General features: G+C 72.6%; 18 protein-coding genes and 2 pseudogenes. 6 read left to right on the forward strand and 14 right to left on the reverse strand.

All coding sequences use genetic code 11. The features are described from left to right. From ABGB06_RS32055 to ABGB06_RS32065, 3 genes are all read left to right on the forward strand, one after another. Entirely contained in the window at positions 1-2,943 is a 2,943-nt protein-coding gene (locus tag ABGB06_RS32055) for a hypothetical protein (RefSeq protein ID WP_347596382.1), read from the forward strand. Between the two features lie 236 nt (positions 2,944-3,179). Next, a complete protein-coding gene (locus ABGB06_RS32060) occupies positions 3,180-3,818 on the forward strand; it encodes a phage tail tip lysozyme (RefSeq protein WP_347596385.1) in 639 nt (212 codons plus the stop codon). Positions 3,819-3,831: 13 nt separating this feature from the next. Continuing rightward, positions 3,832-4,092: a hypothetical protein gene (locus ABGB06_RS32065; RefSeq protein ID WP_347596388.1), complete on the forward strand. Its 261-nt coding sequence runs from the start codon at positions 3,832-3,834 to the stop codon at positions 4,090-4,092. A gap of 50 nt (positions 4,093-4,142) precedes the next feature. On the opposite strand, the gene ABGB06_RS32070 is transcribed toward ABGB06_RS32065, so the two are convergent. The 8 genes from ABGB06_RS32070 to ABGB06_RS32105 form a co-directional block, all read right to left on the reverse strand. Next, positions 4,143-5,000, reverse strand: a complete 858-nt coding sequence (locus ABGB06_RS32070) for an ABC transporter permease (RefSeq protein ID WP_347596391.1) — start codon at positions 4,998-5,000, stop codon at positions 4,143-4,145. Then, on the reverse strand, positions 4,997-7,687 hold the full coding sequence (locus tag ABGB06_RS32075; protein ID WP_347596394.1) for an alpha/beta fold hydrolase: 2,691 nt from the start codon (positions 7,685-7,687) through the stop codon (positions 4,997-4,999). The genes ABGB06_RS32070 and ABGB06_RS32075 overlap by 4 nt, the downstream gene beginning before the upstream one ends. Before the next feature lie 183 nt (positions 7,688-7,870). Beyond that, positions 7,871-8,872, reverse strand: a complete 1,002-nt coding sequence (locus ABGB06_RS32080) for a sugar kinase (protein WP_347596397.1) — start codon at positions 8,870-8,872, stop codon at positions 7,871-7,873. Further along, positions 8,869-9,528 carry a bifunctional 4-hydroxy-2-oxoglutarate aldolase/2-dehydro-3-deoxy-phosphogluconate aldolase gene (locus tag ABGB06_RS32085; RefSeq protein WP_347596399.1) on the reverse strand — a complete coding sequence of 220 codons (660 nt, stop codon included), beginning with the start codon at positions 9,526-9,528 and terminating at the stop codon, positions 8,869-8,871. Before ABGB06_RS32085 ends, ABGB06_RS32080 begins: the two co-directional genes overlap by 4 nt. Continuing rightward, positions 9,525-10,373, reverse strand: coding sequence for a carbohydrate ABC transporter permease (locus tag ABGB06_RS32090; protein ID WP_347596402.1), 849 nt, complete (start codon positions 10,371-10,373; stop codon positions 9,525-9,527). Before ABGB06_RS32090 ends, ABGB06_RS32085 begins: the two co-directional genes overlap by 4 nt. A gap of 26 nt (positions 10,374-10,399) precedes the next feature. After that, complete coding sequence (locus ABGB06_RS32095; RefSeq protein ID WP_347596405.1) at positions 10,400-11,380, reverse strand: sugar ABC transporter permease; 981 nt, start codon at positions 11,378-11,380, stop codon at positions 10,400-10,402. Then, entirely contained in the window at positions 11,380-12,678 is a 1,299-nt protein-coding gene (locus ABGB06_RS32100; protein WP_347596408.1) for an extracellular solute-binding protein, read from the reverse strand. Before ABGB06_RS32100 ends, ABGB06_RS32095 begins: the two co-directional genes overlap by 1 nt. Then, positions 12,675-13,514 (reverse strand): IclR family transcriptional regulator, encoded by an 840-nt coding sequence (locus ABGB06_RS32105; protein ID WP_347596411.1) that lies wholly within the window; start codon positions 13,512-13,514, stop codon positions 12,675-12,677. Before ABGB06_RS32105 ends, ABGB06_RS32100 begins: the two co-directional genes overlap by 4 nt. A 99-nt stretch (positions 13,515-13,613) precedes the next feature. On the opposite strand from ABGB06_RS32105, the gene ABGB06_RS32110 reads away from it, so the two are divergent. Both ABGB06_RS32110 and ABGB06_RS32115 read left to right on the forward strand, forming a co-directional pair. After that, complete coding sequence (locus ABGB06_RS32110; protein WP_347596414.1) at positions 13,614-14,774, forward strand: mandelate racemase/muconate lactonizing enzyme family protein; 1,161 nt, start codon at positions 13,614-13,616, stop codon at positions 14,772-14,774. 7 nt (positions 14,775-14,781) lie between these two features. Further along, entirely contained in the window at positions 14,782-15,678 is an 897-nt protein-coding gene (locus ABGB06_RS32115; protein WP_347596417.1) for a dihydrodipicolinate synthase family protein, read from the forward strand. Between the two features lie 189 nt (positions 15,679-15,867). On the opposite strand, the gene ABGB06_RS32120 is transcribed toward ABGB06_RS32115, so the two are convergent. The 4 genes and pseudogenes from ABGB06_RS32120 to ABGB06_RS32135 all read right to left on the reverse strand — a co-directional run bounded on the left by ABGB06_RS32120 (position 15,868) and on the right by ABGB06_RS32135 (position 18,280). Continuing rightward, on the reverse strand, positions 15,868-16,125 hold the full coding sequence (locus ABGB06_RS32120; RefSeq protein ID WP_347596435.1) for a hypothetical protein: 258 nt from the start codon (positions 16,123-16,125) through the stop codon (positions 15,868-15,870). Positions 16,126-16,253: 128 nt separating this feature from the next. After that, positions 16,254-17,073, reverse strand: a pseudogene (locus ABGB06_RS32125) (sugar-binding domain-containing protein); the annotation flags it as partial. Positions 17,074-17,150: 77 nt separating this feature from the next. Further along, positions 17,151-17,459 carry a hypothetical protein gene (locus ABGB06_RS32130; protein ID WP_347596420.1) on the reverse strand — a complete coding sequence of 103 codons (309 nt, stop codon included), beginning with the start codon at positions 17,457-17,459 and terminating at the stop codon, positions 17,151-17,153. Next, a complete protein-coding gene (locus ABGB06_RS32135) occupies positions 17,456-18,280 on the reverse strand; it encodes a phytanoyl-CoA dioxygenase family protein (protein ID WP_347596423.1) in 825 nt (274 codons plus the stop codon). Before ABGB06_RS32135 ends, ABGB06_RS32130 begins: the two co-directional genes overlap by 4 nt. 71 nt (positions 18,281-18,351) lie before the next feature. Between ABGB06_RS32135 and ABGB06_RS32140 the strand changes: the two genes are divergently transcribed. Then, the gene (locus tag ABGB06_RS32140) at positions 18,352-19,158 is read left to right on the forward strand and encodes an AraC family transcriptional regulator (RefSeq protein ID WP_347596426.1); all 807 of its coding nucleotides are present in this window, start codon (positions 18,352-18,354) and stop codon (positions 19,156-19,158) included. Between the two features lie 97 nt (positions 19,159-19,255). On the opposite strand, the gene ABGB06_RS32145 is transcribed toward ABGB06_RS32140, so the two are convergent. Beyond that, the gene (locus ABGB06_RS32145; RefSeq protein ID WP_347596429.1) at positions 19,256-20,980 is read right to left on the reverse strand and encodes a cellulase family glycosylhydrolase; all 1,725 of its coding nucleotides are present in this window, start codon (positions 20,978-20,980) and stop codon (positions 19,256-19,258) included. 68 nt (positions 20,981-21,048) lie between these two features. Further along, a pseudogene (locus ABGB06_RS32150) lies at positions 21,049-21,175 on the reverse strand (carbohydrate ABC transporter permease); the annotation flags it as partial.

Below are 21,175 nucleotides of genomic sequence, written 5' to 3' on the forward strand. Positions count from 1 at the left end.
ATGCCGCACGAGGACCAGGTGAACGAACCCGTGACGCGGCTGTACGGGGAGCCGTTCGACAGTGGTTTCGCCCTGGCCGAGGAGCACCAGCTGGCCGCCGATGTCACGGCCGCGTGCGCCGTCTACGAGGAGTTGCTCACGCTGGCCGAGTCCCTTGAGGACTCGCCCGACGTACGGTTCTTGCGGGCGCACCTGCTGTCCGACATCGCGACCGTTCGGCTCACCGCCTCGGATCTGCCCGGGGCGGAGGACGCCGTCCAGCGGTCCCGCGGTCTGCTGGACGGCATCGCGTCTGCCCCGATGGGGCCGCGCGGCCGTCAACTGTGGCTGGAAGTCCTGCTGAAGACGCTGTTCGCCGGCGCCGACCTGCTGCGCAGGACCGGGCGCCTGGACGAGGCACTGGCGTGTCTCGACGAAGCGGCGGCCTGGCTGCCCGAGTTCGAGGACCCCGAGGGAGAGAGCGCGGCCGTACTCGGCCTCAACCGGGTGCTTCTGCTGATGGAGCGCGGCGAGTGGGGAGCGGCCGAGGAACTTGCCTCGGCGCAACTGGCCACCACTGCGGCGACCGCGCCGGGGTCCGCGGGCCGACTACTGACCTGCCTCGGCGCGATCTGCTCGTCGACCGGACGGTACGACCTGGCCGAGGACTACTTCGCCCGAGCGGAGGACGGCTTCCGCGCGACAGGGCACACCGGTGAGCTGCGGTCGCTGCTCGCGCACCGGGCGTTCGTCGCGATGCACCGGGGCGAACTCGACGTCGCCGAGCGGTTGTTCGCCGAGGCGTCCGCGTTCTTCGAGGAGCAGCGGTGGTTCGGTGATCTGGCGGTCTGCGAACAGGCCCGTGCCTTCCTCGCCGGCCTGCGCGGCGACAGCGCCGGCACGGACGGCCTCGTGGCGGTGAGCCTGTCCCGCTTCGAACAACTCGGCGCCGCGATCGCCGCCGCCGACACCATGCTGCTGGGCTCCCAACAGGCGTACGGGAGGGGTGACATAGAAGAGCTGAAGCGGCTGGCCCAGCAGGCTCGCGACGTGTACCAGGCGCGGGAGATGTACGAGCGGTGCGCACAGGTCGACCTGATGCTCGCGAGAACTCTCGAGGACGACCTCAACCGGACGAACCACGGCGACCACGAGCGGGCGTCCATCGACACCGCGCTCTCCCTCGCCGTGCCCGCCGCGCTGGCCCTGGAGGCGGCGCGCTACGACTTCGTCACCGCCCACGCGCGCGGTCAGTGGCTCGCACTGTCATACGACGCCCTGCGGTTGGTCTTCCGCCTCGCCGTCCGCAGACAGGACCAGGGACTCCTCTTCGAACTGGTGGAACACCGCTCCGCGGGCGCCTCCCTCGCGCTCGACCGTACGCCACCGGCGTCGGCACGGACCGCGGAGACCTCAGGGGACCCCGTGGCGGTCTTCCCGAGCGCTGCCATGAAGACGTACGGGCAGAGGCACGGGCAGGTGGACGTGACGATGACGCTCAGCGGCGTGGCGGCGGACGCCGCGGCCTCCGCTGGGTTGCGGGTCGCGCCCCCGCCGAAGGTGCGGATGTCGTCGGAGACCGGCCGGGTCGCGCTCCAGGAGTACATCGCGGCGGCCGAGTTCCGCTACCGCCGGCGGATCGTGAACGAGGAGGAGGCGCCGTTCTGGTTCACTGACGACCTGACGAGCCGCCCGGTGGTCCAGGTCCGACTGGCCGACGCCGGCGACCTTTTCATGACCTGGACCTGGGCCGGCGGGGCCCGGGGGTTCGGCACCGGCCGCGGGACCGAGGACGAAGTCGACCGCGCGGTGCGGGCATTGACCGCCGCTCTGCCCGGGACGGGCGAGGGGTCCGAGGGGATGCGGCGCGCGTTCGACTCGGGAGCGATGGCCGATCACCGGACCGAGCACCGGCTCGCGAGGGTGCTGGCCGAGGCGCTGTGGCCGGAAGGGCTCACGGCGCAGATACGGCAGGTGTCGGCCCGCGCGGGCCGTCCGCTGGTGCGGATCCAGCCGTCCCCCCGGGTCGCCCAGGTTCCCTGGGAACTTCTCGCCGTCGACGACGCGACCGACGTACGGCTCATCGACCTGGCGGACGTCGCGACCACCGCACCGACGTCGTTGCGGCGGCAGGCCCCTGCCGCCCGTCCGGCGCCGGACGCGGACACCGATGCGAACGCCGACACCGGCACCGTCGTTCTCGTACTCGACCCCCGGATTCCGGGATTCCGAGCTGACTCCCCGCTCGGCTCCGTTCTGGGACCGCCCGGCTCGGACCCCGAGCTCCTGTCCTTCGTCCAGCGACGTCTCGACGCGGGCGACGTCGTGCCGTCCGTCGCCACCCCGGCGGAGGCACTGCGCCGCACCGACCTGGACCGGAACTGGCTCAGCGATGTGCTCCGCAAAGGGCCACGCCGCCTCATGTACGTCGGGCACGTGAGCGCCGCGCCGGCCGCGGGCGGGCAGAGCGAGGACGGCACCCTCCATCTGTGCTGCGGTCCGATGACCGTGGGCCTGGCCGAGCCGGTCCGCACCCATCGCCCGCTGTCGGCCAAGGATCTCCTGTTGGGCACGCTTCCCCTGCGTGCCGACGGAGAGCCGGGTGCGCGGATCTGGCCCGCGCCGCCGCGTGTCGCCCTCATCGGCTGCGAAAGCGGCGGGGATCTCCGGTTCGTCGAGCCGTTCGGCCTGGCGACAGCGATGATCCACAACGGTGCCGAACTGGTCACCGCCACCCGCTGGGTGCTGCCGACCAGCTTCGCGTTCCACCGGCTGGCCGGCCTGCCCGAGTCCGTACGCCCGCTGTCCAGGGCGATCACCGCCGTCGACACCGCCCATGAGCACCGCGACCCCGTGAACCGGCTCGGCCGCTGGCAGCGCGAACAACTCGACCACTGGCGCGCCGGCGGCCGGATCGAGCACTCACCCCTGCTGTGGGCGGCCATGACCTGCATCGTCAGATGACCGCCGAGCGCTCGCAACGGGGGACGTCGATGTCGGCGGAGGGCATTGCTCTCTGCGGTCACTGACCTGCTCCGTTCCGTCATCGAGCACCAGGACTGGGTGATGTCAAATCCAGATGGCCGGCCGCTCACCTGGTTATCGAGACCACGGGCGGAAACCCGGGAGAGAGCCGAGGGGCCGCCTGGGAGACGGCGGGCTCACCGCGGGTGACCAGCCCCAACCCTGATCGGAGAATCATGAGCGACAGAGCGAAGGACCCGCACTGGGAGCGACGCAGTCTCGACCGGCGCATTCTCTACGTGATGGAGCGCCTGGTGGACCACTACGATTTTCCCGTGAGAGGGGGCGCGGGGCTCGTGGGCAATCTGGTGGCCGAATCCGGGGTGATCCCCACCCGGGTCGAGGGAAGTGCCGAGAGCACCCCCATGCGGTCGAAGAACTTCGACGGCGAGACGGTGAACCACACCGCGAAGGCCATCATGAACCGGAACGCGACCCGGCATATCGGGCCCGCCCGTCCTGGTATCGGCCTGGCGCAGTGGACGGCCGCCCCCCGGCGTGCCGGGCTGTTCTCCCACCGGTTCCATGGTGACGTTCTCGGGGCCCGCGCGGTCTTCGACATGGACGACCAGATCGACTACCTGGCGGACGAGCTCAAGTCCAGCTTCAACGGCGTGCGGGCCGTTCTCCGGCGGCCCGCGGTGAAGGTCAACGACGCCTGCGACGAGGTCCTGTACAACTTCGAGATTCCGGGGGCCATCATCCAGGGCGGCTCCAGGCTGCCCCGCTCGGACCCGCGCGTCCAACGGGTGTTCAACCAGCGCCGCCCCCTGGCGCAGCGCGCCCTCGCCGTCTACCGCGACGCCCGTTCCTGACAGGAGCCACACCTTGGAGATCCGTGGCGTCGATCCCCGCGGCACCAGCTGGGAACAGGACCACGCCACCTATCGGATCCACTTCTGGGACGTCCCCGCACGGGCGGCGGACGAGTACGAGATCGTGGACCCGGTCGACGTGGACGAAGTGCTGGAGTGGGCGGGGGAGTACGCGGCGGCACGCGGACTGACCTACACCCTCTACGCCGCCACCGACGACGGACGAGGACTCATCCGGCTCGCCGGCGTCCTCGGCGACCCGTTCGACCAGTGACTCCCGGAACCTGCCGAGGGCGACCCCCGGCCACCGGCCGCGCGGGCTGGTTAGGAGACGATGTCCTTCCTGCTGAAGCCGCGGAACGCGAGAGCGAACAGGACCAGCGAGTAGGCGAGGGAGACCGAGGTGCCCTTGATCATTCCGGTCCACTCCAGCTGTGGCTGCATGACGTCCGCCCAGGCGTACTGCCAGTGGGCCGGCAGGAACTCCCGCCAGGAGCCGAGGGCGGTGACGGCGTCGAGGACGTTGCCGACGATGGTCAGTCCCACCGCTCCGCCGACCGCGCCGAGCGGCGCGTCGGTGCGGGTGGACAGCCAGAACGCCAGCGCCGCCGTGACGAGCTGGGAGACGAAGACGTAGCCGACGGCGATCGCGAGCCGGGCCGCGCCGTCGGCGGCGGGCAGGGAACCGCCCGTCGGGCTCTGCAGCGGCTCCCAGCCGTAGGCGACCGTGCCCACGGCCAGGGCGAGCAGCGGCAGCAGCACGATCGCGGCCAGGCTGAAGACCAGGCCGATCACGAGCTTGCTCCACAGCAGCCGGCGGCGGGGCACGGGCGCCGCGAGCAGGTAGCGCAGCGACGACCAACCGGCCTCCGACGCGACGGTGTCCCCGCAGAACAGCGCGACGGGAACGACCAGCAGGAAGCCGGCCGACGCGAACAGGGTCGCCGCGGCGAAGTTGAGTCCCGAGACGGTGGTGGTGTTCATCAGGTCGATCCGGTCGGCGTCCCCCGTGCTCCCGCCGCCGCCGATGGCGAAGGCGATGACGAGCACGAAGGGCAGCGCGGCCAGGACCGCCGCCATCACCCACGTACGCCGTCGGCGCAGCTGCCGGACGGCCTCCACGCGCAGGGGGAGGGTGCGGCCCGGCCGGTAGCTGGACGCGGTCTCCGTTGCGGTGGTCATGGCGTGTCACCTCCGATCAGGGTGAGGAAGGCGTCCTCCAGACGACGGTGCGGGCCGAGGCCGTTCACCGGGATGTCCAACTCGACGAGACCGCGGAGCAGTTCGGAGGGCGTCGCGTCGTCGAGCCGGACCAGCAGGTCGCCGTCGCTGCGCTCCACGGAGGCGACCCCCGGCAGTGCCGCCGCCTTGTCCACCAGGGCGTCCGGCAGCGGCGGTCCCGCCACGGCCACGAGCAGCGTCTCGCCGGGGCCGACGATCTCCGCGACCGGGCCGGCCTGCACCAGCCGGCCACGGTCCATGACGACGAGATGGGTGCAGGACCGTTCGACCTCGGCGAGGAGATGCGAGGACACGATGACGGTCCTGCCCGCGGCGGCGTACTGGATCATCACCTCGCGCATCTCCCTGATCTGGGGCGGGTCGAGGCCGTTGGTCGGCTCGTCGAGGATCAGCAGATCCGGAAGGCCGAGCATGGCCTGGGCGATGGCCAGGCGCTGGCGCATGCCCTGCGAGTAGGTGCGTACGGTTCGCTGGAGGGCGTCGCCGAGCCCGGCGATCTCCAGCGCCTCCTCGATGTGCGCGTCCTCGGCGGGCCGGCCGGTCGCGGCCCAGAACAGCTCCAGGTTGGCGCGTCCTGACAGGTGCGGGAGGAACCCGGCGCCCTCGACGAAGGCGCCGACCCGGGACAGGACGGGGGCGCCGGGCCGGATGGCGTGTCCGAAGACCCGTATCTCACCGTCGTCGGGGGTGATCAGGCCCATCAGCATCCGCAGCGTCGTGGTCTTGCCCGCGCCGTTCGGGCCGAGCAGACCGAGCACCTGACCCTTCTCGACGCGGAAGGAGAGGTCGCGCACGGCGTACCGGTCGGCGGACCTGGCGTAACGCTTCGTCAGCCCGGTGATCTCCAGGGGCACCTCGGCCCGCGCGGGGTCGGGGGCGGGGGCGTCGGCGGTCCGGCGGCGGACCGTGAGCAGGAGGAACGCGACGACGGCGGCGACGATCGGCAGCCCCCAGACCCAGGCGGGAAGGGGCGCGGAGCCGGTGGTCACGTCGGCCGCCGTCGGGACCGTCAGCGCGTCCTCCACCGTGGCGGTGTAGGTGGCCGGGTCGGCGGGGGAGGCGTAGCCGAGGTCGGTGGCGGCGAGGACGAGACGGAGCTGATGGCCCGACTCGACCTCGTGATCGATGGTGGGCAGGGGGAGTTCCACCGTGCGGCCCTCGCGCGCGTCGGTCACCCTGACGGGGGTGACGAGTTGGGACGGCAGGGTCTGGGTGCCGTCGGGCGCGACGTCGTACAGCTTGGCGAACAGCACCGCGTCGTCCGAGGTGGACGTGACCGTCACCGTCACCGTCGGCGAGCCGGTGATGCGCAGGGCGGTGTCGAGGGGAGCCGAGTCGAAGCTCGCGAACTGTCCGGGGAAGTCGATGTTCAGGCCGCCGACGCCGAGGGAGGAGAGCTGGGTCAGGCCGCTGCCCAGTCCGGGGACGGCCGAGATCGCGGGCGGGCCGGCGCCGGGTGGGTTCTCGAAGGACTCCGTCCCGCCGCTCAGGGGCAGCGGACGCTCGGTGTCGTGCAGCCCGGGGTAGTCGGCGCTGGTGGCGCCTCGCGTCTGCACGGTGCCGTCCGTCGAATCGAGCCCTCCCGTCCTCGTGACCTGGAAGGCCGGTCCCGTGTCCGTCTCCTCGTCGCCCTTGAGGTACCGGTCGAACCAGGCGGTCGTCCGGTCGTCCAGGCGGGACGTCTCCAGGTCGCCGCCGTCGTGTCCGCCGGTGATCCAGTCGACGGCCACGGGCGCTCCGTTGGCCTCGATGGCCGTGGCCATCGCGTCCGCCTGGTCGAGCGGGAACAGGGAGTCCGACTGTCCCTGGGCGATGAGCGCGGGCACCTCGATCCGGTCGCCGACGGCGGAGGGACTGCGGGCCTCGAGCAGTTGACGGGCGGCGGCGTCGGGCTCGCCGCTGACCGCCACGCGCTCGTACAGGGCGCACACCTCGGGTGTGAAGCGTCCGCAGCCGCCCTCTGGCGAGCCGGTGTTGAAGAAGACGCCGGCCCAGAGGCTCTTGAAGACGCCGTTCGGGAACAGCGCGTCCGCGAGGTTCCAGTAGGTGATGCGCGGAGCGATGGCGTCGACCCGGTCGTCGTGTCCGGCGGCGAGCAGGGCGACCGCCCCGCCGTACGAGGCTCCGGCGATGCCCACGCGCGGGTCGCCCGCCGCGTCGAGCCGCACCTCCGGACGCCGCGCCAGCCAGTCGATCAGCCGGGACACGTCCGCGACCTCGTGGTCCGGGTCGTTGAGGCCGATCCTCCCGGTCGAGTCGCCGAAGCCGCGGGCCGACCAGGTGAGCACGGCGTATCCGTCGCGGGCGAGGCTCTCGGCCTGCTCGCGGACATCGTCCTTGCTGCCGCCGAAGCCGTGTCCGAGCAGGACCGCCGGCCGGCGGTCGGCTTCGGGGCCCGAGGTGAAGTACGTCGTGTCGATCGTCGCGCCCGGCATGTCGAAGGTCCGGTCAACGGCTCGGACGGGCGGCGGCTCGTCGGACGCCACCGCGTTCCAGGCGCCGGCTCCGGTGAGCACGGCCACGGCGACGGCGCCGACCAGCCACCGCCGTCCGCCGCCGGCCTTGCCGCCCCCGAGCCGGGACGCCCAGCGGCTCCGCGCGCGGGGGGAGGTGCTGCGTGACTCCATGCTCGAACCCTATGGGGGGCACCCGGCCGTCCCCGCCGCCTACAGGTGGATCCTGACGGCCTCGTGAGGCGTACGTCGGTCCGTCCGGGTACAACCGAGGGAGTACGTCACCGGCCGTTGAGTCGGGTCGGGTCGGGTCGGGTTCGCTTTCGCTTCCGTGCTTCGTGACCGCCCGGTCGGGGCTCAGTACCGGCCGGGCGGGGGTGGGGTGGTGAGGGCGGCGGTGAGGAGGCGGCGGGCGGTGGGCCGGTCGGGCAGGCCCTCGGTGTCGCCGGGAAGGGCGACGACCCCGGCGGCGATCCGGGCGCCCAGGCGGGCGGCGGGGAGGGAGCGGGCGCCGGCGAGGCGTCCCGCGAGGAAGGCGCCGAGGAAGGCGTCGCCGGCGCCCACGGTGTCGACGACCCGGGTGGGGTGCGCGGGGACGTGCCGCGACTCCTCATCCTCGTCCCGCAGCCAGCAGCCGCGTTCACCGCCCTTGAGCACGGTTTCGCCGACCCCGGCGGCCGCGGCCGTGGCCAGCACGTCCGCGGGGTCGGTGGTGCCGAAAAGCGGCCCGGACTCGTCGTCGCCGAGCATCAGCAGGTCGACGTGCGGGAGTATGCGCCGCATCGTGGCCAGCGCCTCCTCGGTGCCGAGGGCGGGGCGCAGGTTCACGTCGAGCACCAGCGCGGCGCCGGTGTCCGCCGCCTCCCGGGCCAGCCGCTCCAGCAGTCGCCGTGGGCCCGCGCCGAGGGCGGCGGTCAGTCCCGAGACCACCACGGACCGCGGGGCGTTTACCGCGGTGAGAAGAGCGGCGTCGGGGGCGTCGAGGGCCGAGGCGGCCGAGCCGGCGCGGTAGTAGGTCACCCGCCGCTGCCCGCCGGCGGGCGTCTCCCGCAGGAACAGGCCGGTCGGGCGGGCGGGGTCCTCGCGGACCAGCGTGTCCGCGACGTCGAGGTCGCGCACGGCGCGCCGCACCCGGCGTCCGGGGGCGTCCGCCCCCACCGCGGACAGGAACGCGGCCCGGCCGCCGAGCCGGGCCACCGCGGCGCACACGTTCAGCTCGGCCCCGGCGACCGACACCGACAGCGAGTCCGCCTCCTCGATCGGCAGCGGGGGCGGCGCCTGGAGGAGCAGCATGGCCTCGCCGACGCCGACGACGTCGAGCCGGGTGCCGAGCGGTTCGGGCGGGGGCGGCCAGGTCACGGTGCGTCTCCGGAGTGCTCCCGGGTGCCGGCGTGCCAGGCGGCGGTCAGCTCGGCGGCCCGCGTGCGCAGGCCGTCGAAGTCCTCGGCCGCGGCGACGCCGTCGGAGACGAGGAAGCCGCCCACGCCGACCGCACGGCAGCCCAGGGCCGCGTAGGCGCGCGCGGCGGCCGTGTCGACGCCGCCGGTCGGCACCAGCGGGACGTCCGGGAGCGGCGCCCGCACGGCCCTGACGTACGCCGCTCCGCCGACCGCGTCGACGGGGAACACCTTGACCGCCGCGGCGCCCAGCCGCCAGGCGGCGTCGATCTCGGTCGGGGTCAGGGCGCCGCAGAGCACGGGCACTCCGGCCTCGCCGGCGGTGTCGAGCACGGCCGGCGAGGTGGTCGGGGTGACCAGGAACCGCGCGCCGGCCCGGATCGCGCGGCGGGCCTCCTCGGGCGTGCGCACGGTGCCGGCGCCGACCTGGGCGGCCACGCCCGACTCCCGCCACCGTGCGATGGCCGCCTCGGCCCCCGGGGTGGTGAGGGTGACCTCCAGCGCGGGGACGCCGGCGTCCACGAGGGCGGTGCGGATCTCGTCCGGCGGGGCCGTGTTCAGCCGCACGATGGCGACGACGCCCGCGGGGCCGGGGGCCGTGTGGTCCCTCCGGCTCATCCCTTGACCGATCCCGTCGTCATGCCCTTGGCCAGGAAGGGTTCGAGGAAGAGGAAGAGGACGACCATCGGCAGCATCGAGATCAGGCCGACGGCCATCAGTCCCGACCAGTCGACGCTGAACTCGCCGATGAAGGAGGCGATGCCGACGGTGACGGTCCAGCCGTCGGGGTTGCCCATGAGCGTGCGGGCGAAGAGGAAGTCGCCCCAGGTGAGGATCGACGCGTAGGTGAACGTCGCGGCGATGCCGGGTTTGAGGAGGGGGACGACCACCCGCCACAACGCGCCCGCCCGGCCGCATCCGTCGATCATCGCGGCCTGTTCGATCTCGGCGGGGACGGCGTCGACGAAGCCCTTCATCAGCCAGGTGGTGAACGGCACGGTGGCCGCGGTGTTGACCAGGGTGACCGACCACAGGTTGTTGACCATGCCGAAGTTGGCGAAGAGCACGAAGATCGGGATGATCAGCAGTGTGCCCGGCAGCATCCGGCTGAACAGCAGGGTGAAGCCCATGGCCTGCTGGCCCCTGGTGCGGAAGCGGGAGAGGCTGTAGCCGCCCAGCGTGCTCACCACCGTGGAGATGACGGCGGCGCCCAGGGTGGTGATCGCGGAGTTCCGCATCCACTCCAGGACGGGCACGTCGCGCAGCACGGAGGTGTAGGCGCTGACCGAGGCGGCGTCGGCGGGCGGAACCAGTGGCGGGTCGGGGACCAGTAGCCGTTCGGAGGGGACGACCGAGGTCATGATCATCCAGTAGATGGGGAACATCAGCACGGAGGTAACCGCGATCGCCAGGGCGAGCAGGGACCACCGGCGTGGGCGGGAGAGTGTGGTGGACGTGGCCATGGGAGCTCCTGGGGTGTCGGGCCGGTTCAGCCGAACTCGCGGCGCACGGACCGGCCCGCGGCCTTCAGCAGGGCGCCGCAGATCGCCATGGTGACGATGCCGAGCGCGGCGGCGGTGCCCATCTCGAAGAACTGGAACGCCTCGTTGTAGATCCGGATGGCGAGCGTCTGGGTGGCTTCGTTGGGGCCCCCGCCGGTGAGCGGGAAGATGAAGTCGAACTCGCGGAAGACGCCGATGCCGGTGATCACGATGGCCAGTGCGGAGGCGGGGCGGATCGCGGGCCAGGTGACGTGGGCGAACTGCCGCAGCGGCGACGCGCCGTCGACCCGGGCGGCCTCGTAGAGCTCGCCCGGCACCGACTGGAGCTGGGCCAGCAGGACCAGGACGAAGAATGGGTAGTACTTCCAGATCGTCGGCAGGATCACGGCGAACATGGCGGTGTTGGAGTCGACGAGCCAGGCGACGTTGCCGTCGATGAGGCCGAGCGAGCGCAGCAGGTAGTTGACGACGCCGTAGGAGGCGTCGAACATCCAGGCGAAGGCCGCGCTGACCACCACTCCGGGGACCGCCCACGGCAGCAGGACCAGGGGCCGGATGATCCGGCGTCCGGGGAACGCCTTGTTGAGCAGGACGGCGAGGCCGAGGCCGAGGGCGAAGGCGGGGAGCACGACGCCGAGGGTGTAGACGATCGACCGCACGATGTCGTCGACCAGGCCGGGGTCGGTGAGCACGTCGCCGTAGTTGTCGAGCGTGAGCGGGTTCCGCTCCAGGTTGAGCAGGTCGGAGATCTGGCCGCCGCGGAGGCTGAGGTCGATCGCCACGTAGAGCGGGTAGGCCATCAGCAGACCGACGACGGCGAGGGTGGGCGAGAGCGTCAGGTACGCGAACGCGCCGCGGCGCCGGTGCTCGCGGCGCAGCGCGGGCGAGGGCTCGGGCGCGGCCGGCGGTCCGGGGGCGGCGGGCTTCGCGGCGCCTCTGCGCGGGGTGAACTGCGGTTGGGTGGTCATCAGGACTCCATGGCCTGCTCGAGCTCGTCCTGCAGATGGGCGGCGATCGAGGCGGTCGACTCGTCGGTGGTGATCAGGGACGTGGCAGCGGCCGACACGATGTCGCTGATGCGGCCGAACTGCTCCCGGTGGGCCTGGTGGCCCGGGAAGATCGACACGGCCTCGTCCGCGAGCTGCTGGAAGAGTTCGAGCTGCGGGGTCCGGGCGATGGCCCGGTCGGTGACCGAGCCCACCCGCGGTGCGGGGTTGAGGGTCACCTCGGTGTAGCGGCGCTGCCACTTCGGTGTGCCGGCCAGGGCGATGAGGTCCCACACGGCCTCCGCCTTGTGCGGGTCGATACCGGCGGGGATGTGGATGCTGTTCGAGACGCCGCCGGGGACCTGGGCGAACGGGGCGCGGGCGACCTTGAGGTCGCGGCGGACCGCGTCGGTCGCGGCGCCCAGCTCGTTCAGGAAGAACGGGCCGTCCAGGAGCATCGCGATCTTCCCGGTGAGGAAGAGTTCGTTGCGCTGCTGGGACTGGATGCCCTGCGGCGCCTGGGCGAGGGCCCGGCGGTAGCGGTCGAGGCCGGAGATCGCCGCGTCGCCGTCGGCGGTGAACCCGCCGTCGTCGGTGGACAGCGCGCCCCCGCTGCCGACGACGAAGGCGGCCAGCTCGGTGTAGTTGTCGGGGTTGGGGGCCGTCGTGGCGCCGAAGCCGTGGACCCCGTCGCCGGTGATCGCCTCGGCGGCCGCGATCATCTCCTCCGTGGTGGCCGGGACCCCGGCTCCGACGGAGTCGAGCAGCCGCTCGTTGTAGTAGAGGCAGTAGCCGTAGCCGAGCAGCAGGACGCCGTGGTTCTCGCCGTCCAGCGCCATCGTCTCCTGCAGCGGCGTCCAGGTGCGCAGGATGTCGGTGGACCGCAGACGGTCCTCCAGCGACGCCAGCCAGCCGCGGCCGGCGAACTCGGCGGCGTTGCGCGCCGGGAGGTGCGTGATCTCGGGGCGGTCGTTGGCGGCGAACCTGATGGTGAGCTGGTCGACATAGCTGTCGAAGGGGAGCGAGTAGAAGTCCACCCGCACCTCGGGATGGGTGCGTTCGAACTCGGCGATCAGCTCCCGCCACCACAGCGCGAACGTCCCCTCGGCGGCCTGCCAGGAGGGGAACTCCAGCACGGTCCTCCCGTCGGCCGGCCCTCCGCCCGTGCCGCAGCCGGAGAGCGCCGCGCCCGCGGCGGCCGCCAGCCCCAGCGAGAGCACGCCCCGCCGGGACGGTCCCGAGGGTCGGGACGGCACCGGGCCGTTGCGCGGCGCGGTCATCGGGCGACACCGCCCGGCGTGCGGGGGGAGACCGCGGCCGGACCGGACTGGTGCGGGTGCACGACGGGGCCGGCGTAGCCCAGCGCCGTGCTGATCTCGTCGGCCGTCTCGATCACGCGCCCGGCCAGCTCGCCCTCGCGGTTGTCGAGGTCGATGGCCGACAGCGAGCCCGAGATCGAGATGGCCGCGACGACCTCCCCGGTGGAGTCGCGGATCGGCGCGGCCACGCAGGCGCGGCCCAGGGCGAGTTCCTCGACTTCCGTGGCGTACCCGCGTCCGAGGACCAGCTCGACCTGCGCGTCGAGCTCCTCGTGGGTGCCGACGGTCCGGCCGGTGAAGCGCGGCAGCTGCGGGAGCATCGCGCGCCGTTCGGCGGAGGTGGTGCCCACCAGCAGGCACTTGCCCATGCCGGTGGCGTGCAGGGCGTTGCGCTGTCCGGCCAGCGTCATCGCCTTCGGCGCGAGCGCTCCCTCGTAGTTGGCGAGGTAGAAGACGGTGCCGCGGTGCAGGACGGACACGTTGACCCCGAGTCCGAGCAGCGCGGCGGCCTCCTGGGCGTGCGGCCGGGAGGCGCGGTAGACCGGGTGCTGGTTGAGCGCCGACCCGGACAGGGTGATCAGTCCGGTGCCGAGCCGGTAGAGGCCGGACTCGGCGTCACGCTCCACGTACTCGAGGGCTTCGAGCGTCGCCAGCATGCGGGAGGTCGTGGACTGGCCGAGCCCCGCACGGGAGGAGACGTCGGCGACCCGCAGCGGCCGCCCGTCGTGGAACGCCGCGAGGACGGCGGCCGCGCGTTCGACGCTCTGGTTCGTGCTCGTGCCCTGCTCAGCACCCATCGCCAGCTCCCCTTTATCCGGAACACTTGCCTTGCGTGATGGATACTGCATTAGGCTATCCGCTCAGCGCAAGGCTTGAACCGAAGAATGGATGCGTGCATGCAGATCGCCTCGGTCGAGACGTTCGTCCTCAAGGTCTTCCATCGCGAGGCCTATCTCGGCGCCCTGCCGGACGGCAGTGAGGTGCCGCCGGGCTACCAGGTGCGCGCGCCCTGGCGCAGCCTGTACTCGCGCCGGTTCGAGACCCTGCTGGTCAAGGTGACCGCCGAGGACGGCACCGCGGGCTGGGGCGAGGCGCTGGCGCCGGTCGCCCCCGAGGTGCCCGCGGACATCGTCGACCTGCTGCTCGCGCCCGTCCTGCTGGGGCGGGACGCGCTCGCGCCGCGGCCCGCCTGGGTGACGCTGCGGGACCTGATGCGGGAGCGCGGGCATCTCGTGGGCCACCAGGCCGACGCGCTGGCCGCCGTGGACATCGCGCTGTGGGACCTGGCCGGACGGCTGCGCGGCGCGCCCGTCGCCGCCCTGCTCGGCGGGGCGTTCCGGGACCGGCTGCCGACGTACGTCTCAGGGCTGCCCCGTCCCACCGACGAGGAGCGGGCCGAACTCGCCGCCGACTGGGCGGGCCGGGGCGCCGGCGCCGTCAAGCTGCACCTCGGTCACGGCGTGGCGGCCGACCTGGCCACGGTGGACGCCGTCCGGGCCGCCGCGCCCGCGCTGAGGATCGCCGTGGACGCGCACTGGGCCTACGGCCCGGCCGACGCCCGCCGGCTCGCCGCCGGCCTGGCCGACCGCGGCGGCTGGTTCCTCGAGGCGCCGCTGGCCCCCGAGGACGAGGAGGGGCACCGCCGGCTCGCCGAGCGGGCGGCGCTGCCCCTCGCCGTGGGCGAGACCCTGCGCAACCGGTACGAGTTCGCCCGCTGGCTGCGCGGCCACGCGCTGGAGATCGCCCAGCCGGACGTGGCCCGTACCGGCATCACCGAGGCGATGGCGATCGCCGAACTGTGCGCCGCCTCCCACATCCCGGTGGCGCCGCACCACTCCGTCGGGCTCGGCGTCTCCGTCGCCGCGGGCCTGCACGTGGCGGCGGCCGTCGAGGACCTGCTGGTCTTCGAGTACCAGCCGACCTCGACCGAGGTCGGCCAGCGCGTTCTGCGCACCCCGCTCGCGGTCCACCCCGACCACTTCCCTCTCCCCGCCGGGCCCGGGCTCGGCATCGACGTCGACGAGCAGGTCGTCCGCGACCTCGCCGGAAAGGACTGATTCCCCCATGCCCCTCGTCCACGGGCTCGCGCCGATCCTGGCCACCCCCTTCGCCTCGGACGGCTCCCTCGACCTTCCCTCCCTGCGCCGCGTGGTGGAGTTCAACCTCCGCAGCGGCGTCGACGGACTGGCGGTCTCCGGCATGGCGAGCGAGACCTTCGCGCTCACCGCCGAGGAACGCGCCCGTGTGCTGCGCGAGGTCGTCGCCGTCACGGCGGGCGCGGTCCCCGTGGTGGCCGGGGTCAACGCGACCTCCACGGTCACCGCCGTGGAACAGGCCCGGGCCGCGGCCGCGGACGGCGCCGCCGCGCTCATGGTGCTGCCGCCCTACATGGTCAAGCCCACCCCCGCGCAGCTCCTCGACTTCTACGCGGACGTCGCCGCCGCCACCGGCTGTGAGGTGATGGTCCAGGACGCGCCCGGGGTCACCGGCGTGACCATGGCTCCCGCGACGCTGGCCCAGCTCAGCGAGCTGCCGGGCATCACCTCGGTCAAGGTCGAGGCGCCGCCGACCCCGGCCAGGGTGACCGCCGTGGTCGACGCGGCCACCGGCGAGGACTTCGCGGTGCTGGGCGGCCTGAATGCCCAGTTCTGCCTCGACGAGTACGCCCGCGGCGCCATCGGCACCATGCCGGCCTGCGAGTTCCCCGACCTGCTGCGCCCGGTGCTCGACGACTGGGCCGCCGGGCGTCGCGCCGAGGCCCGGGAGGGTTTCGCCCGGCTGCTGCCCCTGGTGCTGCACGGACTCCAACAGGGCTGGGCCTGGGCGATACACAAGGAGGTGCTCCTCGCCCGGAAGCTCATCGCCGACGCCACCGTCCGCGCCCCCGCACGCCCGCTCGACGCCCCGACCCGGGCCGCCCTGCACGAGGTGCTCGCGCCCCTGGGCATCACGGCCGGATGACACCCGTCCGCGCCGGCGTCACGGCAGCCGCGTACCGCCGCCGGAGGGTGGACCCGTCTCCCGGGTCCACCCCGCGCGACGCCAGCGAGACGGACAGATCCGCCGCCGGACCCGCTGCTGGATCCGCGACGAGAGGAGCACCGGGTCCAGGCCGCTGTCCTGCTCACCAGCACCGCGGCGCGTCGGCCATCAGCGGCCAACGCCGCCCCCAGCCGGCGGATGACCTCGGCCTCGTCGTCGTTGACCTCGTCGCTGGACGGCGCGTGCTCGGTGATGGCGGCGCCGACGATGTCGTGCACCTGGCCGATCAGATCGATACGCCTCGCCCGGGCCACCGCCGTACCAGGTGGCGCGGTCCAGGCCGCTGTCCAGGCCGAGCAGCAGCCCGAGCCGGGGGAGCGGGCAGGGCCAGTCGCTCTCGGGTGTGACCGTGACGGTGAGCAGCAGCTCGTCATCACCGGCCGTCCACGGTAGTCGGCGCGCAGCCCGAGGTCGGTGGCGGCCGGGGCGACCCGGGTGCGGACGGTCAGGCCCTCCTCGTCGACGCTGACCGTGTCGATGCGGTGGTGGACGAACACCCCGTCCACCACGCCGACCGTCCGGAAACCCATCCGCAGCGGGATCCGCTCCCCGGGGCGTGACCAGCTCCCCGTCGTAGAGCCGGGGCACCTCCGCGCTCCACGGCTCCACCGGTACGGACGCCTCCTCTCCCACCGCCAGTTCGAGCCCGAGCTCGGGCACGGCGACGCGGCCGGGCACGTCGCAGTCCACGCGGAGCGTGCCCGTTCCGGTGGTGTGGTCGTAGCCGGCGTGCACGAAGAGGTCGGCGGGTGCGCCGGCGGGCCGGTGCAGCAGGGCCACCTCGCGGAAGATGCCCGGCAGCCACCACATGTCCTGGTCCTCCAGGTAGCTGGCGGCCGACCACTGGTGCACCCGCACGGCCAGCACGTTCCCGCGCGGGCGCAGCAGGTGGCCCACGGCGAACTCGTGCGGCAGCCGGCTCCCGGTGAAGGTCCCCAACTCCTCTCCGTTCAGCCAGACCCGGGCGCAGGACTCCACGCCCTCGAACCGCAGCACGCTCTCCCCGCCGTCCGGCCACGCGTCCGGCAGGTCGAAGACCCGACGGTGGTCCCCGGTGGGATTCTCGGTGGGCACCCGCGGCGGGTCGACCGGGAAGGGATAGTCGCTGTTGGTGTACGCCGGAGCGCCGTGGCCCTGGAGCACCCAGTGGCCGGGCACGGTCACGCGGTCCCAGCCGCCCGTGTCCGCGTCGTCCTCGACGAATCCGGCGCCGGTGCCCGCGGCCGTGTCCGAGAGCCGGAAGGACCAGGTGCCGTCGAGCGACAGCCGCGCGGCGTCCGAGCCGGCGTACCAGGCGCGGCCGGCTCCTGATATCGCGCGACGAGTCCCCTGTGGCCACGTCGCTCCTGTGCACTGCTGAGCTGTGTCGAACGTCGTCTGGTCGACAGGAGCTACTGGTCGTCGCGGAGGTCCACGAGCTTCTCGAAGAGGAACTCGTGCTTGAGGAACGACACGTCGTACTCGTGGCCCGGGTAGGGCGGAATCAGCTGGGCGGCCTGGATGAGGCGCCAGCCGTCGCGCAGGGCGGCCACGCCCGTCGCGTAGGGCGGCTCCTCGCTGTCGCCGGTGGTGGGGGCGCTGCGGCCGGTGCCGTCGTAGCGTGACCAGCCGACGACCTGGGCGTCCAGCGCGGAGGTCGACAGGTACAGCACGAGGACCTGCTGGCGGACGGTGGACGCGGTGCTGGGGGTGGTGCTCATGCGGTGGCCTCCCGCGGGCGGTTGGAAACGCGGGTGACCCAGTACTCGAGGTCGAAGTCCGCCTCGCCGGTCAGGGCCCGCCACAGCAGGACGCGGTTGTACCGCTCCAGGCGGCCGGTGGCCTGCTCGTACCAGGGGAAGTGGGTGTCCAACTCCGCCGCGACCCGCGGGTCCGCCAGGTCGGAGGTGTCCCACAGCCGGCACTGCCGCACCGTCGGGTTGAAGCGGATCTTGAACATGTAGCGCGGGGTGTCGCTGTCGTTGCGCCGGCCGCCGTGCCACAGACCGTGGTGCAGAAACACCACGGTGCCCGCCGGGCAGACCAGGCGGCTCTGGCCGCGCAGGTTCTGGTAGCGGCCGGTGTCGCTCTCGTTGATGCGCCGCAGGTGACTGCCGGGCACGCTGAGCGTGCCGCCCATCTCCAGGGTCACCTCGCTCGGGTAGTACATGAGTTGGACGTCGAACGCGTCCGGCCGCACGTCGATGATCGCGTCGGCGTGCAGCGGCTGCGCCTGGCCCTCGCGCGGCTGGCGGACGTGCACGGCGTGGTGGTCGATGTGCGGTCCGGGTCCGACGAGGCTGCGCAACGCGCCCGCGACCTGGGGGAGTTCGATGAGCCGGCGCACGAAGGACCCGTCGGGATACGCCTGGTCGACGGGCGTGCCGTAGGGCACCGGCGGGATGCCGGCCGGCAGGAGCTCGATCGCCTCGGCGTTCATCTCCGCGGGCACCACGGCGTCCAGCCGCAACGACCCGTGCGCGACGAAGTGCGCCATCTTCACCGAGGTGAGCAGATGCTCCGTGATTGTCGTTGTCGTCATGGGCAACACGGTAGGCGGCGCAGCGCGTCCCGCGCGTGGGCCCGGCTCACCACTACTGGTAGATTCTCACCATGCTGGAGACCGTGGTGTGCCTGGATGGGCCGCCCGTCGTGACGAGCGTCGGCGTCGGCGTCCACGGCCCCGCCGGTCACACCGACGTGTTCCGCCTGCCCGACCTGTGGCAGCTGCACCTGTACCGGTACGCCGCCGACCTCACCGTCGACGGCACCCAGCACGCCATCCGCCCCGGCCGTGTCAGCCTCGTCCCCCCGGCCTCCACGGTCCGCTACCACTACCGGGGCCGCTCCGAGCACCTCTACGCCCACCTGCGCCTACCCACCCGCGGCGAACGCCGCAGCGTGCCCGTCATGCAGGACGCCGGCCCCGAACTGCCCGCCCTGTCCTCGCTGATGCTCCAGGCCCTCGCCGCCTGGCCCAGCACCCCCATCCGCGCCGCGGCCGAGATCTGGGCCGTCCTGTGGCGCGTCGCCGACCTCGCCCCGCCCGGACCGCAGGGGCGCCGCGACGGCCCGCCCCCGGCCGTCAACGCCGCGATCGCCCATATCGAGGCCAACCTCGCCGACCCCCTCGCCGTCCCGGACATCGCACGCGCCGCCGGCGTCTCCCACAACCACCTCACCCGCCTCTTCCGCCAGGCGACCGGTGACACGGTCGTCGCCTACGTCCGTGGGCGTCGCCTCGCTCGCGCCCGCCATCTGTTGCGCGAGTCCACCCTGTCCATCCCCGCGATCGCCGCCCAGATCGGCATCCCCGACCTCCAGGCGTTCAACAAGGCATGCCACCGGGAACTCGGAGCCTCGCCCCGAGCCGTCCGCGCGGCACGTGATCGGCCGACGACCTCGTCGAGTGGTTCGTAGCGGCGTCGACGGTGGTGAGCGTCGGTGTGGCTCCGGCGGCGTCGCCGTTCGCCGGAGCCACACCCTGGCGGTGCGAGGCGCAGCGGAGGGTGGGTGGTCAGGTCGTGGTGCCGGTGATGGTGGTGCCGGACCTGGTCAGGGTGTAGGTGACGGTCTCGCCGCTCCAGAAGTGGAACGTCAGGTTGATGGTGGAGTTGTCGTTGGTCTCGGCGAAGAACGCCTCGGTCAGGGTGATCCGGCCGGCGGCGTAGTCGGGCTGGAACGTGGTGGTGAACTCCTTGTACGACGTCCAGTTGTGCGGGCCGGCGTTGGTGCCGTCGGCGTAGACCGCCTCCATGGTGGCCAGCCGGTCGCCGTTGAACGCCGTCGGGATGGCGAGCGAGCTGGTGGTGCCGGTGGCGTCCTGCGGCGCGGGGGTGTCGTAGGTGATGACGTTCACGTCCCAGGGCACGCCCTCGTCGAAGCGGAGGGTGAGCGTGGCGTTGACGCCGTACTCCTGGCCCTCGGTGAGGCGGGCGAGCGTGGCGCCGGTGACGGTGAGCCGGTCGCCGCTGAGGGTGTAGTCCCTACCGCGCACCAGCTTCTCGGAGCCGTTGCGGACGGAGGTCAGGCGGTTGCCGTTGAGGTTCAGGGTGAGCGTCGCGTCCGACGGTTCCTGCCCGGCGGGGACGAAGATCTGGTCGCTGGAGGCCGTGGCGGAGTCCGTGGTCCAGCTGGACCGGATCTGCCGGTACAGGCTCGGGTCCCTCCAGGTGAACGCCGTGCGGTCGAAGTGCTGACCGTTGTCCCACCACATCGTGGTCAGCTGCCGCTGGCGGGCGTGGGAGCCGAAGAACTCGAAGAACTTCAGCATCTCGCCACGCTCGACGGTGTCGAGGCCCTTGTCGAAGCCGAGCAGCCCGTACTCGCCGACGATCACCGGGATGCCCTGGGAGACGAACGTGTCGTGGACGCGGTCGAAGGAGCCGGTGATGTCGGCCTGCACCTCGGCGTCGAAGCGGGTGTAGCCGGCGATGTTCACGCTGAACGGCCAGAAGCCGTAGGAGTGGACGGTGGCCGCGATGTTGGGGTCGTCCAGAGCGGCGATGGTGTCGGCCAGCGGGTCCAGATTGACCTGGTCGGCGTTGGTGTGCAGGCTGGGCAGGACCAGGACGCGGGTGGCGTTGGTGCCGCCGGTGCCGCGCACGATCGAGTGGAAGCTGGTGTTGAGCTCGTCCAGCAGCTCGTACTCCTGCGCGTCGCCCGAACTGCCCGTGAACTGCGGCTCGTTGACGCTCTCGAAGAGCAGTTCGCGGGGCGCGTCACGGAACCTCTCGGCGATCTGGGTCCAGGTGGCGGTGTAGCGGGCGAGTACCTGGTCGTGCTGGCTGGGCATGTCCCAGATCCACTGCCAGGAGTCGTGGTGGGTGTTGAGCAGGACGTACAGACCCTCGTCCAGCGCCAGGTTGACGACCTCCTCGACGCGGTCGAGGAACGCGGGATCGATGGCGTAGTCGGGCGCTCCGCCCTGGTGGTCGGTCCAGGTCACGGGGAGCCGGATGCTGTTGAAGCCCTGATCGTGGATCGCGGCGAGCAGTTCGGGGGTGATCCGCGGGTTGCCCCACGACGTCTCGTCGGGGATGGCGTCCAGGGTGTTGCCCACGTTCCAGCCCGGCTGCATGGCGGCGACGATCCTCTGCGCCGAGGGCGTGTGTGGCCGGCCCCGCGCCTCGCCGTCCTCTCCGGCTGCCGCGGCGCCTGACAGTGCGGTCGTCAACGCGACCGCCACGCTGAGGAAGACCGCCGCCAGGGCGGTCAAGAGTCTGTGCTTGCGTTGCTTCACGATCGTCCTTTCTCTGGCTCTTCGAGCAGCTACCCGCCGAAGCGCGGACGGCCCCGGCGCGCGTCGTTTCAGCCCTTGATGGCGCCGATGAGCATGCCCTTCTTGAAGTGGCGTTGGACGAAGGGGGAGAGGATGGCGACGGGGAGGAGCGCGAGGATCATGACGGCGGTCTGGACGCTGATGCTGGGGACCTGG

It is taken from the genome of Streptomyces sp. B6B3, from assembly GCF_039871525.1.
Taxonomy (GTDB): Bacteria; Actinomycetota; Actinomycetes; order Streptomycetales; family Streptomycetaceae; genus Streptomyces.